General features: G+C 74.5%; 10 protein-coding genes. 5 read left to right on the forward strand and 5 right to left on the reverse strand.

The window, feature by feature from the left end; translation table 11 throughout:
- From ACF09E_RS34145 to ACF09E_RS34155, 3 genes are all read right to left on the reverse strand, one after another.
- On the reverse strand, positions 1-8,282 hold an 8,282-nt coding region (locus ACF09E_RS34145), incomplete at its 3' end, for an amino acid adenylation domain-containing protein (protein WP_392209973.1).
- A gap of 144 nt (positions 8,283-8,426) precedes the next feature.
- Positions 8,427-9,749 (reverse strand): enterobactin transporter EntS, encoded by a 1,323-nt coding sequence (gene entS / locus ACF09E_RS34150; RefSeq protein ID WP_392209975.1) that lies wholly within the window; start codon positions 9,747-9,749, stop codon positions 8,427-8,429.
- Entirely contained in the window at positions 9,736-10,005 is a 270-nt protein-coding gene (locus ACF09E_RS34155) for a phosphopantetheine-binding protein (protein WP_392209977.1), read from the reverse strand. Before ACF09E_RS34155 ends, entS begins: the two co-directional genes overlap by 14 nt.
- A 163-nt stretch (positions 10,006-10,168) precedes the next feature.
- On the opposite strand from ACF09E_RS34155, the gene ACF09E_RS34160 reads away from it, so the two are divergent.
- A complete protein-coding gene (locus tag ACF09E_RS34160; RefSeq protein WP_392209979.1) occupies positions 10,169-10,675 on the forward strand; it encodes a GNAT family N-acetyltransferase in 507 nt (168 codons plus the stop codon).
- A gap of 92 nt (positions 10,676-10,767) precedes the next feature.
- Here the strand turns inward: ACF09E_RS34160 and ACF09E_RS34165 are convergent, their stop codons facing one another.
- Both ACF09E_RS34165 and ACF09E_RS34170 read right to left on the reverse strand, forming a co-directional pair.
- Positions 10,768-10,977, reverse strand: coding sequence for an MbtH family NRPS accessory protein (locus tag ACF09E_RS34165; protein WP_361860842.1), 210 nt, complete (start codon positions 10,975-10,977; stop codon positions 10,768-10,770).
- 194 nt (positions 10,978-11,171) lie between these two features.
- Positions 11,172-11,930, reverse strand: coding sequence for a helix-turn-helix domain-containing protein (locus ACF09E_RS34170; RefSeq protein WP_392209981.1), 759 nt, complete (start codon positions 11,928-11,930; stop codon positions 11,172-11,174).
- A gap of 141 nt (positions 11,931-12,071) precedes the next feature.
- Here ACF09E_RS34170 and ACF09E_RS34175 point away from each other — a divergent pair, with 141 nt between their 5' ends.
- From ACF09E_RS34175 to ACF09E_RS34190, 4 genes are all read left to right on the forward strand, one after another.
- Entirely contained in the window at positions 12,072-13,118 is a 1,047-nt protein-coding gene (locus tag ACF09E_RS34175; RefSeq protein ID WP_392209984.1) for a FecCD family ABC transporter permease, read from the forward strand.
- Positions 13,118-14,194 (forward strand): FecCD family ABC transporter permease, encoded by a 1,077-nt coding sequence (locus ACF09E_RS34180; RefSeq protein ID WP_392209985.1) that lies wholly within the window; start codon positions 13,118-13,120, stop codon positions 14,192-14,194. The genes ACF09E_RS34175 and ACF09E_RS34180 overlap by 1 nt, the downstream gene beginning before the upstream one ends.
- 107 nt (positions 14,195-14,301) lie before the next feature.
- Positions 14,302-15,075: an ABC transporter ATP-binding protein gene (locus ACF09E_RS34185; RefSeq protein WP_392210086.1), complete on the forward strand. Its 774-nt coding sequence runs from the start codon at positions 14,302-14,304 to the stop codon at positions 15,073-15,075.
- A gap of 2 nt (positions 15,076-15,077) precedes the next feature.
- Entirely contained in the window at positions 15,078-16,130 is a 1,053-nt protein-coding gene (locus ACF09E_RS34190) for an ABC transporter substrate-binding protein (RefSeq protein WP_392209987.1), read from the forward strand.
- Positions 16,131-16,272 lie beyond the last annotated feature (142 nt).

The raw sequence follows: 16,272 nt of genomic DNA on the forward strand, positions 1-16,272 counted from the left end.
GCGCGGTGCTCGACCATCACGCCCTTGGGGCGGCCGGTGGAGCCGGAGGTGAAGATGACGTACGCCGGGTGGTGCGGCAGCAGCGGAGCGAGCCGCTCGGCGTCGGTCACCTCGGCGTCCGGCAGCTCCTCCAGCTCCGCGCGGACCTCGGGCGCGTCCAGGACGACCGGTTCGGCCTCGCACGCCGGGGGCAGCGCCCCGAGCCCTTCGAGATCGGTCAGCACGCAGATCGGCGCGGCGGTGTCCGTCATGTGGGTGAGGCGGTCGGTGGGGAGGGTGAGGTCGAGCGGGAGGTATGCGCCGCCGGCGCGGACGACGGCGTGGAGGGCGACGAGCAGGTCGAAGGAGCGAGGGAGGGCCACGCCGACGACGGTCTCGGGTCCGACGCCGCGTCCGATGAGGAGGCGGGCGAGCCGGTTGACGCGTGCGTCGAAGTCCGTACGGGAGAGGTCCTCGCCCTCGAAGACGAGCGCGGGGCCTTCGGCGCGGTCGGCTCCGGCGGCGACGAGGTCGGCCAGGTCGGCCGGTCCGTCGAGGACGCGCGCGGTGTCGTTCCAGACGTCCAGCTGGCGCCGTTCGGCCTCGTCCATCAGCTCGATCGAGGCGACCGGAGCGTCCGGGGCCGCCACCACGGCCGCCAGCAGCCGGAGCAGACGCTCCGTCAGCCGCTCGGCACCGGCCCGCTCGAACAGGTCGGTGGCGTAGCGGACGCCGCAGGTCATGCCGGGCACGCCCGCCCGCTCCGTACGCCGGAAGAGGATCTCCAGGTCGAACTTGGCCGCACCGCCGCGGACTTCGTACTCCGCGGCGTCCGTGTCGAGCAGTCGGGAGGTGTCGGGACCGCCGCCCTCGTACGCCACCATCGTCTGGAAGAGGGGGTGGCGGGACAGGGAGCGGGCCGGGTTGACCGCCTCGACGACGGCGTCGAAGGGCAGGTCCGCGTGGTCGAGCGCGGCGAGGTCGGTGGCCCGCACCCGGCGGAGGAGTTCCCCGAAGGTGGGGTCGCCGCCGAGGTCGGTGCGCAGCACGGCCGTGTTGACGAAGAAGCCGACGAGCTCGTCGAGGGCGCTGTCGCCGCGGCCCGCGACCGGGGTGCCGACGGGGATGTCGTCGCCCGCGCCGAGCCGGTGCAGCAGGGTCGCGACGGCGGCGTGCACCACCATGAACATCGTCGCGCCGGACGCCGCCACCAGCCCGTCGAGCGCGGTGACCAGCGCGGCGGGCAGCTCCGCCGTGACCGTGTCGCCCCGGTACGAGGGGGAGGCGGGCCGGGGCCGGTCGGTGGGGAGGGCCAGCTCCTCGGAGAGCCCGGCGAGCCGGTCGCGCCAGTACGCGGACTGGCGGGCGGCCAGGGAGTCCCGGTCGCCCGGGTCTCCGAGGAGCGCGCGCTGCCAGAGGGCGTAGTCGGCGTACTGGACGGCGAGCGGCGCGAACTCCGGCGCGTGACCGGCGGCGCGGGCCGCGTAGGCGGTGTCCAGGTCGGCGAGGAACGGTCCGGTGGACCACTCGTCCGTCGCGATGTGGTGCAGCAGCACGAACAGGACGTGCTCGTCGTCGGAGACGCTGAAGAGGACGGCGCGCAACGGGAGTTCGGCCGTGAGGTCGAAGACCTCGGTGGCGGCGTCCTCCACGAGCGACGGCAGCTCGGCGGCCGTGACGCGGCGGACGGCGAAGGGCACCTCGGCCGCGCCGGGCGCCAGGATCCGCTGGTACGGCTCCCCGTCGGTCTCCGCGAACACGGTCCGCAGGACCTCGTGCCGGGCGACCACGTCGCCGAGGGCCGCGCGCAGCGCCGGGGTGTCCACGGCGCCGCGCAGCCGCAGGGCGAGCGGGATGTTGTAGGTGGCGGAGGGTCCCTCCACGCGGTGCAGGAACCACAGCCGCTGCTGCGCGGAGGAGAGCGGGAGCAGTTCGGGCCGCTCGGCGGCCCGGGCCAGGGCGGGGCGGGCGGACGCCGTGCGATCCGCCAGGCGGGCCGCGAGGGCCGCGACCGTACGCGCCTCGAAGACGTCGCGCACCGTGCAGGCCGTGCCGGTGGCGCGGACGCGGGCGACGACCCGGGTGGCGAGCAGCGAGTGGCCGCCGAGGGCGAAGAAGTCGTCCTCGGCCCCGACGGACGCGAGCCCGAGGACCTCGGCGTACACCGAGGCGAGACGTTCCTCCAGCGGTCCGCGCGGGGCGCGCGTGGGCTCGGCCGCCGTCGGCGCGGGCACGGGCAGCGCCGCCCGGTCCAGCTTGCCGTTCACGTTCACCGGGAGGACGTCCAGGGCGACGACCGCCGCCGGGACCATGTACTCCGGCAGTTCCCCGGCGAGCGCGCGGCGGACCTCCGCCGGGTCCGCGCCGCCGGTCGTGTACGCCACGAGGCGGGGGACTCCGGGGGTGTCCTCGCGGACGAGGACGGCGGCCGAGGCCACCCCGGGAAGGGCCGTCACGGCGGCCTCGACCTCGCCGGGCTCGACGCGGAAGCCGCGGATCTTCACTTGGTCGTCGACGCGACCGAGGAACTCGATCAGGCCGTCGGCGCGGCGGCGGACCACGTCGCCGGTGCGGTACATGCGGGTGCCGGAGGGGCCGTACGGGTCGGCGACGAATCGCTCGGCCGTGAGGGCGGGCCGCCCCAGGTAGCCGCGCGCGTTCTGCACGCCCGCGAGGTACAGCTCTCCCGGGACGCCGGTCGGGACCGGCCGGAGACCGGCGTCCAGGACGTGCGCCCGGGTGTTGTCCAGCGGGCGGCCGACGACGGGCGTCGGGCAGTCCGTGACGCGGGCGACGAGCGCGTCGACGGTGAACTCGGTGGGACCGTAGTAGTTGACGGTCTCGACCCCGTCGACGTCCCGGAGCTCGGACCACAGCGCGGGCGGGACGGCCTCACCGCCGAGGAGGAACAGCGGGGGGCGCCGGTCGCCGGTGAGGAGGCCGGCGTCGAGGAGGTGGCGGCCGTACGACGGGGTGACGTCGAGGGCGTCGATCCGGTGCTCGCGCACGTGGCCGACGACGGCGTCCGCGTCGCGGCGGCCGTACTCGTCGAGGACGTGCAGCTCGTGCCCGGCGATCAGCCACAGGAGCTGCTCCCAGGAGGAGTCGAAGGAGAACGAGGCGGTGTGCAGGGCGCGGACCCGGCGCCCGAGCCGCTCGGCGACCGGGCGGTACAGCGTGCGCTCGTGGTCCCGGTAGAGGTTGGCGAGCCCCGCGTGGTGGAGGCCGACGCCCTTAGGGCGGCCGGTGGACCCCGAGGTGTAGATGACGTACGCCAGGTCGTCGCCGCGGGGCGCGCGCGGCGCGGGACCCGAGGCGGCCGCGAGCCGGTCCCGTACCGCGGGGTCGTCCAGGACGAGCCGGCGCATGCCGGGCCGGTCGGGCACCGCGCCGTCGACGTCGGCGGTCGTGACGGCGCAGACGGGTCTCGCGTCGCCGAGCATGTACGCGAGGCGGTCGGCGGGGTGGTCGAGGTCGAGCGGCAGATAGGCGCCGCCGGCCTTGAGGACGGCGAAGGCGGCGACGACGGAGTCGGCCGAGCGGGGCACGGCGAGGGCGACGACCGCGTCGGGACCCACGCCCTCCGCGGCGAGGAGCAGGGCGAGCCGGGAGACCCGGTCGCCGAGCTCGGCGAAGGTCAGCCGCTCGTCTCCGCAGACGAGGGCGACGGCGTCGGGGGTGCGGGCGATCTGCCGGTCGAGCACCTCGACCACGCTCTCGCCCGGGTGCGCGACGGCGGTGTCGTTCCACCGCTCCAGGAGGTCCCGCTCGGCCGCGGAGCGCAGCTCGTACGAGGAGACCGGCGCCGAGGGGTCGGCGACGGCCTGCTCCAGGACGCGCAGCAGCCGGTCGGCGAGCGTGTCGGCGGTCCGCCGGTCGAAGAGGGCGGAGGAGTAGAACACCTCCAGGTCGAGCGTGTCCCCGTGGGCGGTGTCTGAGAACGTGATGTCGAGGTCGAACTTGGTCACACCGGGGTCGACCCGGTCCACGCGCGCGTCGAGCCCGAAGAGCGCGCGGACGTCCTGGGTGACGGTGCTGTGCGACACCATGGTCTGGAAGAGCGGGTGCCGGGTCAGGGAGCGGACCGGGTTGACGGTCTCCACGACCGTGTCGAACGGCAGGTCGGCGTGGTCGAGGGCGGCGAGGTCGGCGGCGCGGACGCGCTCCAGGAGCGTCGCGAAGGCGGGGTCGCCGGAGAGGTCGGCGCGGAGCACGAGGGTGTTGACGAAGAAGCCGACGAGCTCGTCGAGCGCCGGGTCGGAGCGACCGGCGACGGGGCTGCCCAGAGGGATGTCGTCGCCGGCGCCCAGGCGGTGCAGCAGGGTCGCGACGGCCGCGTGGACGACCATGAAGACGCTGGTGCCGGACTCGCGGGCCAGCGCGCGGACGTGCGCGGCGAGCGAGGCGGGCACCTCGCGGTGGACCATGCCGCCCGCGTTGCCCGCGACGGCGGGCCGGGGACGGTCGGTGGGGAGGGTCTGCTCGGCGGGGAGGTCGGCCAGCACCTCGCGCCAGTAGGCGGCCTGGCGGCCGGCCAGGGAACCGGGGTCGGCCGGGTCGCCCAGGAGGTCACGCTGCCAGAGCGCGAAGTCGGCGTACTGGACGGGGAGTCCGGCGCCGGGACGGGCGAACTCCGGCGCGTGGCCCTCGCGTCGGGCCGCGTAGGCCTGCTCCAGGCCGTGCAGGAAGGGTCCCATCGACCACTCGTCGCTCGCGATGTGGTGCAGGACCACCACCAGGGCGTCGGACCCGCCCTCGGTGTCGCGCACCAGGGTGACCCGCACGGGAGCCTCGGAGGCCAGGTCGAAGAGGTGCCCGAGGGCACGCTCCACCGCCGCGTCCAGGTGCTCCCGGCCGGTCTCCTCCACGCGGAGGGAGACGCCCGCGTCCGCGGGGGCGAGGATCCGCTGGTGCGGTTCGCCCTCGTGGTCGGCGAAGACGGTGCGCAGGGTCTCGTGCCGGGCGACGACGTCGCGGAGGGCCGCGTCGAGCGCTTCCGTGTCGAGTCGTTCCGCGAAGCGGGCCACGAACGGGATGTTGTACGTGGTGCTCGGACCCTCCATCTGGTGGAGGAACCACAGCCGGCGCTGCGCGTGGGAGAGCGGCAGCACCTCGGGGCGTCCGGCCGCGGCCAGCGCCGGGCGGGAGGCGGACTCCCCGCGGGCTCCGAGGCGTTCGGCGAGGGCGGCGGGGGTGCGGGCCTCGAAGACGTCCCGGACCCCGCACTCGGTGCCCAGGGCGCCGCGGACCCGGGCGGCCACACGGGCGGCGAGCAGCGAGTGGCCGCCGAGGTCGAAGAAGTCGTCCTCCGGGCCGACCGACTCCAGTTCCAGGACGTCGGCGAAGACGCCGCCGACGATCTCCTCGCGGGCGTCGCGGGGGGCCCGCCCGCCCGCCGTCGTGAGGCCGGCCAGGTCGGGGGCGGGCAGGGACCGGCGGTCGACCTTGCCGTTGGAGGTGAGGGGGAAGGCGTCGAGGACGACCACGGCGGACGGCACCATGTAGGCGGGGAGCCGCTCGGCGGTGGCCTGCCGCAGGGCGTCGGCCTCGGGTGCGCCGCCCTCGGCGGCGGTCACGTAGCCGACGAGGAGCTGGGAGCCCGGCACGTCCTCACGGACCACGACGACGGCCCGCCCGACCTCCGGACGGTCCGTCAGGACGCTCTCGATCTCGCCGAGTTCGATGCGGAAGCCGCGGACCTTGACCTGGTCGTCGGCACGGCCGACGAAGTCGATGCGGCCGTCGGGGCGGCGGCGCACCAGGTCGCCCGTGCGGTACATGCGGCTGCCGGGCGGGCCGTACGGGTCGGCGACGAAGCGCTCGGCGGTCAGCGCGAAGCGGCCGAGGTAGCCGCGGGCCAGCTGGGCGCCCGCGAGGTACAGCTCGCCGGGGCGGCCGTCGGGCGCGGGGCGCAGCGCCCCGTCGAGGACGTGGGCGCGGGTGTTCCAGAAGGGGAGGCCGATGTCCGGGGTGCCGGTGTGGTCCGGGGGCAGGACGGCGGAGGTGGCCCAGACGGTGACCTCGGTCGGCCCGTACACGTTGGTGACGGAGCCGGCCGTCCGGGTCAGGCGCTCGGCCAGGGCGGCGGGCAGCGCCTCGCCGCCGACGAGGACCTTCGTGGTGCCGAGGGCCGTCGGGCGGCCGTCCTCCAGGAGGGCGTGCCACAGGGACGGGGTGGCCTGCATGACCGCCGGGCGGTGGGCGTCGACGAGGGCGGCGAGCGCGGCCGGGTCGCGGACGGTGTCGCGGTCGGCGAGGACCACCGTCGCGCCGCAGATGAGCGGGACGTGGAGTTCGAGCGCGGCGATGTCGAAGGAGATCGTGGTGACGGCGACGAGCCGGTCTCCGGGGGCCATGGCCAGCTCGTGGGCCTGCATCCGCAGGAAGTTGGCGAGCGCGGCGTGCGGGACGACCACGCCCTTGGGGCGTCCGGTGGAGCCCGAGGTGTGGATGACGTACGCCGGGTGGTCGCCGGAGAGCGCGGGGGCCTCGGCCCCGTCGAGCGGGGCGGCGGAGAGGTCGGCGAGCGCCGCCAGGGTGTCGGGCGCGTCCAGGACGAGGGTCTCGGTGCCGTGGACGTCCGGGGCGTCCGGCGCGCCCGTCAGGGTGGTGAGCACGCAGACCGGGCGGGCGTCGCGGACCATGAACTCCAGGCGGTCCGCCGGGTAGTCCAGGTCGAGCGGCAGATAGGCGCCGCCGGCCTTGAGGACGGCGAGCAGGGCGACGACGAGGTCGGTGCCGCGCGGCAGGGCGAGGCCGACGAAGGACTCCGGGCCGACGCCGCGCGAGACGAGCAGCCGGGCCAGTCGGTTGGCGCGGGCGTCCAGTTCCGCGTACGTGAGGGCGTCCGGGCCAGCCAGGAGCGCGGTCTCCTCCGGGTGGGCGAGGGCGCGCGCGGCGAAGGCGTCCACGACCGTGCCGGGCTCGGTCTCCCGGGCGGTGGCGTCCGCCGCCTCGGCGAGGGCGCGCCGGTGCGCGGCGTCGACCAGGTCGGGGCGTCCGACGGGGGTGTCGGGTCCGGCGGTGGCGGCCTCGGTGAGGAAGTGGGCGAACTCGGCGGTCCTGGCGGCCAGCGAAGCGGCGTCGTAGGCCCGTGGGTTGGCGTCGAGTTCCAGGCGGATGCGGCCCTCGGCCGCGTCGTGGTGGACGGCGAGGGTGAGGTCGTCCACCGGTCCCGCGGCGATGTTGTGCACGGAGCCGGGGGCGCCGGCGAAGGCGAGGGCGTTGTCGAAGGCCTTCACGTTGACCATCGGGCCGAGCGGGCCGCGGTCGCGGCCGACGAGGCCGAGGTCGCGGCGGATGTCCTCGGCGCGGTAGCGCTGGTGGCGGCGGAGTCCGCGGACGCCGTCCGCGACGTCGGCGACCACCGCGGCCAGCGGCTGCCCGGGGCGTACGGCCACGCGCAGCGGGAGCACGTTGACGACCATCGCCGGGACCGAGAGGGCGGCGGAGCCCAGCCGGGCCATCGCGGGCAGCGACAGGAGCACGTCGCGGTCGCCGGTGGAGCGGTGCAGGAAGGCGGCGAACGCGGCCGTCACGACATCGGCCCAGGTGGCACGGGAGGCCCGGGCGAGGGCGTGGATCCCGGCCGTCGCCTCGGGTCCGACGACGGCCTCGGCGCGCAGGAAGTCGGGCGCCGCGGGGAACGAGGCGCCGGACAGCGGTTCGTGGGCGGTGCGGCCTTCGAGGCGGGCGAGCCAGTGGGCGCGGTCCTCGGCGTACCGCTCGCCCGCGCGGTAGGCGCTCTCCTCGTCCAGGACGGCGGAGAGCGGGCCGAACGGGGTCGGGCCGGGTTCCTCGCCGCGCGCGAGCGCCGAGTAGACCTCGGCGGTGCGGCGGGAGACCAGGGAGAAACCGTAGGCGTCGAGCGCGATGTGGTGGACGCGCTGGTACCAGAGGGTGCGGCCGGGGGCCACGAGGTGCAGGGCGAACGCGAAGAGCGGGGCGGTGGCCGGGTCGGCCGGCGTCCCCATGTCGGCGCGCATCCGGGCGAGCGCGGCGGCCTCGGGGTCGGCCTCCGCGCGGTGGTCGACCGTCTCCAGGACCGGCCCCCGGCGGGGTTCCTCGGCGAGGATCTGCCACGGGGTCCCCGACGCGTCCTCCTCGAACCGGACGGTGAGGGCCTCGCACTCGTCGACGACCCGGCGGACGGCCGCCTCGAAGAGGTCCGGGTCGACCGGGCCGTCGATCTCGACGTACTGGCCGACGTTGTAGACCGGGGAGTCGGGGGCGAGCCGCTGCCCGTACCAGACACCGGTCTGGGCCCCGGTGAGGGGGAGACGCCGCAAAGCACGCTCGGTCATGGATCTTGCTCCAGGTTCACCCGCGGCGGATCGGAGTCCGCCCGTGGGAAGGAAAGGCGAGGAGGGGATTCGGGGGGAGGGGAGGGCCGGGGAGGACGCGGGGCGCGCGGTGGCTGCGCCCGGCGGCGCGGTTCCCCGGCCGGGTCAGGCGGTGGCCGACCGGACGTCCACGGCGGGGACGGGAGGGTCGCCCTCGCCCGCCGCGGGCGTCTCGTCGTCGGGCTCGTCGCGGGGGAGGGTCGCCTTGCGCAGCCCGGGGACCGTGACGGCCACGACCACGGCGGCGACGGCACAGATCGCGCCGTTCACGACGGCCGCGCCGACCGGGCTGAACCAGCGGGCGATCAGGGCCACTTCGACGTCGCCGGCGATGCCGCCCGCGGTGCCCTGGGCGGTGACGACGCTGACGATCCGGCCACGGAGCCGGTCCGGGGTGTTGTGCTGGACGAGGGCGTACTCCAGGATCTCGTACACCGTCCCGGCCGCGCCGCCCACGACCAGCATGGCGTAGGCCACGACGGCGCTGCCGCTGAGACCGAAGCCGACGATGGCCAGGCCGCCGGTGAACGCGGCGGTCAGGAGCAGGCGTCCGGGGCGTCCGGCGCGGGTGATCCAGCCGCTCGTCGCGGAGACGGCGATGGCGCCGACGGCCGGAGCGGTGTAGAGCACGCCGAGCATGAAGTCGCCGCCGCCGAACTCGGTGTAGACCAGCTCGGGGAAGAGGACGACGGGCAGGCTGAACACGGCGTTGATGCCGCCGAGGGCCAGCAGGGCGCCGACCACGCGGTTGCGCACGGCGAACCGGAAGGCGGCGACCGGCGAACCGGAGTCCTCGTGGCCGTCCTCGTCGTCCTCGTCCTTGAACGGGGGCAGCGGGCGCAGCCGGAGCAGCAGCAGGGTGGTGATCGCCGTGGTGACCGCGGTGAAGGCGTAGACCGGGCCGGGGCCGGAGGCGGCGAGCAGGATGCCGCCGATGAGCGGGGCGGCGACGGAGCCGATCTCGCCGGTGAGGGAGATCAGGGCGCCGGCGGCGGGCAGCTGGTCGGGCCGGACCAGGGTCGGTGCGACCGCCATGAGCGCGGTGACGCTCACTCCGGTGGCGAGTCCGTCCCAGGCCACGCAGAGGTAGACGGCCCACAGTTCCGGGGTGGGCAGGAAGGCGTTGACCGCGAGACCGGCGAAGGCGAGCGCGGCGGAACCGCGGGCCCAGAGGATCAGCGTCCTGCGGTCGGTGCGGTCGGCCATCCAGCCGCCCCACAGGGAGCCGACGAGGACCGTGACGCTCATGATCATGCTGGCGACGGCGACACCGAAACTGGAGCGCGTCATGCCGAAGACCTGGGCGGCGAGGGCGACGGTGGCCATGCCGAGGCCGAACAGCGAGACCACGCGGGCGATGAAGATCGCCCGGAAGTCGGGGCTGGTCCGGAGCGGGCCGATGTCGATCAGGAAGTCACCGGCGCGCACGGGTCGCTCCCGTCGAGGTGTTCAGGAGCTCCACCCAGGCGTCGAGGGTGGGGCGTTCGGCCAGTTCCACGAAGCCGACCTCCGCTCCCTCCGCGCGCCATCCCTCGACCAGGGTCATCAGCCGGATCGAGTCCAGCCCCTGCTCGACGAGGCTCTCCTCCGGCTCGATCTCCGCGGGATCGACGTAGAGCACGTCGGCGACGTCCCGCGTGAGCCGCTCGCGTGTGAACGCCTGATGTCCGGCCGTGTCGACCATCGTCGTGTCCTCTTCCCGTCCGGCATGCGAGGTGCTGCGGATGTAGTGAGTGAGCAGGTTGGTTAGGTAAGGCTTACCTAACTCTCTATGGTGTGGGGGAGTCAAGCGGCGGTGGTCTCCGTGACCCCCGCCGCTCCCCCGAGAGTGCGAGAGTGAGAAGCCGTTGACCACAGTCACGCCCCGCCCGGGCGTCCGGTCGGAGCCCGCCGCCGTCTCCGTCCGGCCCGCCGGCCGGTCCGACGCCGCCGCCCTGCACCGGCTGTCCGCGCCCTTCGTGCGTGAGGGCGCGCTGCGGGACCGCCCCCCGGGCGTGTACGCCCGCGACGCGGCCGACTTCCTGGTGGCCGAGGCCGCGCAGGGAGGTCTGGAGGGGTGTGTCGCGCTGTGCCTTCGGTCCGACGCGCACGGCCGGGCGGCCGCCGTTCTGTACAACTTCTGCGTGGCGGAGGGGAGTCAGGGGCGTGGCGTCGGCTCCGCGCTGCTGCGGGCCGTGCTCGGCGAGGCGACGTCCCGGGGGGTGTCCCGGGTCTTCACCGCGACGGCGGGCGGAGGGGAGCTCTTCCTGCGCCACGGGTTCGCTCCCGGTGGCGAGGAGGAGGCTCCCCCGCGGTGGCGCGCCCGCCTCGACCCGGCGCGGGGCTCCCGGGTCCTGGTGCGTTCCCTGGCCTGACCGTCCGGTGGCGTCGGGGCGGGCGCGAGCCGCCCGCCCCGACGCGGACCCCCGGTGCCGCGGGGGCGCCGGGGGTCCGCGTCGGGGTGTGGTCAGCCGCGCGCGGCGAGGCTCGCCGGGCGCATGTCGGTCCAGTGGGCCTCGACGTACCGGGTGCAGCCCTCGCGGGAGTCCTCGCCGTGCACGGTGGTCCAGCCGTCCGGGACCTCGGCGAACGCCGGCCACAGCGAGTGCTGGTTCTCGGCGTTGGCGAGGACGAGGTAGCGGGCGTCGGCGTCCTCGAAGGGGTTGGTCGCGGTCATGCTGGATCTCCTTGCGGGGGCTGGCTGTGCGGTGTGGGGGGTCGTCCCGGAGGGGACGGCCGCCGTCCGGTCGTGGGCCGGGCTCGCGACACCTGAACGATTAGGTAAGGCTAGCCTAAGATCCTGGAGGGATGATTGGGTGTCAAGTGGACGCGACGCCCGCTCCGGGGGAGTCGATCCCTCCGGATCGCGGCTCACGCCACCTGGTCCCGCAGGGGACGGGCGCCGTTCACGCGCCGCTTCGCCCAGGCTCCGGGAGTGCAGTCGAAATGCCTCCGGAAGGCCAGGATGTAGCCGTTCGTGCTGGTGAAGCCCACCCGCGCCGCCACGGCGCTCACCAGGTGCCCCCGGTCCAACAGGTCGAGGGAGCGGTTCAGTCGCACCCGGGTGCGCCACTCCGAGAAGGCGAGCCCCGTCTCGTTGCGGAAGGCGCGGCGCAGGCTCGTCGAGCTCGTGTGCAGGCTCTCCGCCCACTCCGAAGCCGTCCGCTGGTCGTCCGGCCGGCGCAGGAGCGCGCCGGCGACGGCCCGGGCCGACTCGCTCCTCGGTCGGGGCGCCGGCAGTGCGGCGTACGGGAGTCCGGTCAGTGTGGCGAAGGCCGAAGCCTCGTCCGCGCCGGTTCCCGCGCCCCGGGTGCGGGCGAGCAGGAGGCGCCGCTGGGTCTCGTCGATGCGGACCACTGTGGCCTCCGCGTACGGCAGTTCGTGGGACCGCGTGTCGAAGGGCTCGGCGAGCACCAGGGAGTCCGGGTGGAACCGTGCGCTGTGCGAGACCCCGGCGGGGATCCAGAGCGCCACGGAGGGGGTCAACTCGTGGACGGCGCCGGGCGTGGAGACGGATATCCGGCCCAGTGCCACGTAGAGCAACTGGTGGAAGTCGTGCGCGTGGGGCTGGTGGCCCCCCGCCGTGATGACGTCCTCGTCCGCGGGCGCGGTCGTTCTTCCCTGGGCCATGGCCCACCCCCCTGGTCGGCCGGGGGGCAGGACGGATTCCTGACCCCTCGGTGTGATCGGTCGGACTCCCGCTTGGATCGCCCGAGCTTAGGTAAGGGTAACCTAAGTCACCGCACGACCCGTGAGGAACAGGAACATCCCATGACAGACACGTCCCCACCGGTGAGAGCTCCGCTGTCACCGGTCCGGACCCGGCTCTCGCGCGGCGCGACCGTCGCGGTGATCGCCACCGCGGCCCTGATCGCGACCCTGCTGGCCGGAATCGCGCTCGGCTCCCGGGACATCTCCCCGCTGGACGTCGTCCGCATCCTGCTCCACCCGGGAGGCGAGGCGTACAACTCCCACGTCCTGTGGACCGAACGCATCCCCAGGACCCTGCTCGGCATCGCCGTCGGCGCCGCCCTCGGCGCCTCCGGAATGATCATGCAGGCGCTCACCGCGAACCCCCTCGCGGACCCCGGCATCCTCGGCGTCGAGCAGGGCGCCGCCATGTTCGTCGTCTTCGGCATCATGTTCCTCGGCGTCACCGACGTGAACGGCTACTTCTGGCTGGCCCTGGCGGGCTCCGCGCTCGCCGCCTCGCTGGTCTACCTGATCGGCACCCGCACCGACGCGGGAAGCTCCGCCGTCGGGCTCGTGCTCGCCGGAGTCGCCCTCGCCGCCGTGATGTCCTCCCTCATCACCCTCCTCGTCGTCCGCGACAAGGAGGCCTTCTTCCACCTGAGGTTCTGGTCCGTGGGCCAACTCACGGGCCGGGCCGACGTCATGGAACAGATCATGCCGTTCGTGCTCTGCGGGCTCCTGCTCGCACTGCCGCTCGGCGGCACCCTCAACATCCTCGGCCTCGGCGACGACACCGCCCGCGCCCTCGGCGTACGCGTCGAGCGGGCGCGGCTCCTCAGCGCCGCCGTCGCCGTCCTGCTCTGCGCCGCGGCCACCGCCGCCGTCGGCCCGGTCGCCTTCGTCGGCCTGGTCGCCGCGCACTGCGCCCGGCTCCTGACCGGCCCCGACCACCGCTGGTCGCTGCCGATCTCCATGGCCGTCGGCGCCGTCCTCCTCACCGCCTCCGACACGGCCGGACGGCTCATCCTGGACCACGGGGAGATCCAGGTGGGCCTCATGACCGCGATCGTCGGCACCCCCTTCTTCGTCTGGCTGGCCCGCCGCCGGGACCTGGTGAAGGTGTGATGGCCGCGACCGACATCCGGCCCGTGCGGCTGGACACCCCGACCACCTCCGCCGTCGTCGCGCACCTGCGCTCCGACCGGCGAGCCCGCAACCGCCGCACCCTCGTGGTCGCCACCGTGCTCGCCGCCGCGCTGCTCGCCCTCACGGCCGCCTCCGTCCTCGTCGGCGGCATCGGCCGGGTCGAACCCGCCGACGTCCTGCCCGCCATGTTCGGCCTGCGCACCGGCCTCGCCGACTACATGATCTTCCAGCTGCGCATGCCCAGGGCGCTGGCCGCGCTCCTCGCCGGAGCCCTCTTCGGCCTCGCCGGCTCGCTCTACCAGCGGCTCATCCGCAACCCGCTCGCCACCCCCGACATCGTCGGCATCTCGGCCGGCGCCGGAGCCGGCGCCGCGACCGCGCTGCTCTACGCCCCCGCCGCCTTCAGCATCGGCGTCCCCGCGGCCGCCGTGATCGGCTCCTTCGTCCTGGTCGCCGCCGTCCAACTGCTCAGCTGGCGGGGCGGGGTCGACACCTACCGGCTCGTCCTGGTGGGCATCGGGCTGAGCGCGGTCTGCACCGCCTACACCAACTACCTGTTCACCGTCGCCGACCAGCAGAGCATGGCCATCGCCATGCGCTGGACCGTCGGCAGCACCAACGCGGCGGACTGGGACGGCGTCAGCACCCTCGCCCTCGGCCTCGGCGTCTGTCTGCTCGCCGCCCTCCTGGTCGGCCGCTCCCTCGGCACCCTCGGGCTGGGCGACGGCTTCGCCGCGGGCCTCGGGACCCGGGTGACGACGGTCCGGGTGGGCGTCCTGCTCCTCGGCGCCGCCGCCGCGGCCCTCGCCACCAGCGTCGTCGGGCCGATCGGCTTCGTCTCGCTCATCAGCGGACCCATCGCCGTACGCCTCGTGGGAGTCGACCGCTCGACGGCCGTCGCCCCGGCCGTCGGCGCCGTCGTCGTGCTCGGCGCCGACGTCCTCGCGCAGCACGCACCGGTGATCAGTCCGGTGCCCACCGGCGTCCTGACCGCGCTGCTCGGCGCGCCCTACTTCGTCTGGCTGATCCTTCGACGCAGGCAGGGAGCCTCGTGACACACGCCGTGACACCACAGACCGACCTCACCCCCCGGGCGCCCAAGGCCCCGACCCCGCCGTCGGACGGCGGGGAGACGGCGGCCCACCGGCTCGAAGCCCGCGGCATCCACGCCGGCTACAGCGGCAACCCCGTCATCGAGGACCTCTCCCTGCGGATCGAGGCCGGCCGCATCACCGCGCTCGTCGGCCCCAACGCCTGCGGCAAGTCCACCCTCCTCAAGTCGCTGGCCCGGCTGCTGCCGCTCACCGCCGGATCGGTCCTCCTCGAAGGCGCCGACATCCACCGCCTGCCCACCCGCGAGGTGGCCCGCCGGCTCGGCGTCCTGCCCCAGTCCCCGATCGCCCCGGAGAGCATCACCGTCGGCGACCTGGTGTGGCGCGGACGGCACCCGCACCGCCAGTTCGGCCGGCGCCGCGACGCCCACGACGACACCGTCATCGCCGAGGCCCTCCGCGCCACCGGCACCGCCGAACTCGTCGACCGCCCCGTGGACCAGCTCTCCGGCGGACAGCGACAGCGCGTCTGGATCGCCCTGGCCCTGGCCCAGGACACCCCGACCCTGCTGCTCGACGAGCCCACCACCTATCTGGACGTCGCCCACCAGATCGAGGTGATGGACCTCCTCGCCGACCTCAACGAACAGACGGGCAAGACCATCGTGCTCGTCTCCCACGACCTCAACCAGGCGGCCCTCTACGCCTCGACCATCGTCGCCATGCGCGACGGACGCGTCATCCGGCAGGGCACGCCCGCAGAGGTGCTCGACGCCGACACCGTGGCCGAGGTCTTCGGTCTCAAGTGCGTCGTCGTCCCCCACCCCCTCACGGCACGGCCGCAGATCTTCCCTCTCGGCCGCCACCACTCGCAGGAGAACTGATCATGAACCGCCTCGCAAGACCCGCCGCCCGACGCTCCGCCGTCCGCACCCTGATCGCCGCCGCCGCGGCGGCCACGCTGCTCGTCGGCTGCGGCTCCGGTACGGAGGACAAGGCCGGCTCCGACAAGCCGACCACCGGCTCCAGCGCCGCCCCGGCCGCCTTCCCGGTCGCCCTCACCAACGCCTGGGGCAAGACCGAGGTCACCAAGAAGCCCCTGAAGGTCGCCACCGTCTCCGACGGCGACACCTCCATCGCGCTCGCCCTCGGCCTGGTCCCCGTCATCACCCCGGACGCGGAGGACGGCGGACCCGTCCCCGAGTACAAGCAGCGCGCCCTCACCAAGCTCGGCGCCGGCAAGCTCAAGACGTACGACGACACCGACGGCACCGACTTCGAGGCCATCGCCGCCGAGGCCCCGGACATCATCCTCGGCATGAACACCTGGTCCATGGACACGGACTACGCCAAGCTCGCGCCGATCGCCCCGGTCGTCACCTACGCCGACAAGAAGGGTGCCGACACCCTGACCTGGCAGGAGCGCCTGAAGAACGCCGCCAAGGCCCTCGGTCTGACGGCCGAGGCGGACAAGGTCATCGCCGCCAACGGCAAGGCCATCGCCGACGCGGCCGCCGCCCACCCCGAGTTCAAGGGCAAGACGTACACCTACGCGGTCGTCCACCCCGAGCAGCTCACCTTCATGTCCCACGCCGACCAGGACCCGGGCATCTTCGAGCAGATCGGCCTGAAGAAGACCGCCAAGGCCGCCGCCTACACGGCGGACAAGAACGCCGTCAGCCTGGAGAACCTGGACGAACTGGAGGCCGACGTCCTGCTGATGACGTACCCCTTTGGTGACAACGGCCTGCTCAGCGCCTCCGAGCTGGAGAGCAACAAGCTCTTCCAGTCCCTCACGGTCGTCAAGGGCAAGCACTACGCGGTGATCCCCTCGGAGAACACCCTCTCCTCCGCGGTCGCCTACCCGGACGCCCTGAGCTTCCCCTGGATCGTCGAGAAGCTGACCCCGATCCTCGCCCAGGCCGTCGCCGGCAAGTGATCCCCGCTCCCGTCAGGGAGCCGCACCACCCCGCACCACCGAGCACCACCCACCCGTCACCGGCGGGCCGGGCGGACCGGACGGCGTCACCACGCCACCGGTCCGCCCGGCCGCGGTTCCCGGACCACCGCAGTGCCAGAAG

This window comes from Streptomyces sp. NPDC014891, assembly GCF_043081085.1.
Lineage (GTDB): Bacteria > Actinomycetota > Actinomycetes > Streptomycetales > Streptomycetaceae > Streptomyces.

Excerpts from the sequence above, each read along its gene's own strand:
- ACF09E_RS34155 (WP_392209977.1), bottom strand. The coding sequence starts at position 10,005 with ATGGTCGACACGGCCGGACATCAGGCGTTCACACGCGAGCGGCTCACG.
- ACF09E_RS34165 (WP_361860842.1), bottom strand. The coding sequence starts at position 10,977 with ATGACCGCGACCAACCCCTTCGAGGACGCCGACGCCCGCTACCTCGTC.
- ACF09E_RS34170 (WP_392209981.1), bottom strand. The coding sequence starts at position 11,930 with ATGGCCCAGGGAAGAACGACCGCGCCCGCGGACGAGGACGTCATCACG.
- ACF09E_RS34175 (WP_392209984.1), top strand. The coding sequence starts at position 12,072 with ATGACAGACACGTCCCCACCGGTGAGAGCTCCGCTGTCACCGGTCCGG.
- ACF09E_RS34180 (WP_392209985.1), top strand. The coding sequence starts at position 13,118 with ATGGCCGCGACCGACATCCGGCCCGTGCGGCTGGACACCCCGACCACC.
- ACF09E_RS34190 (WP_392209987.1), top strand. The coding sequence starts at position 15,078 with ATGAACCGCCTCGCAAGACCCGCCGCCCGACGCTCCGCCGTCCGCACC.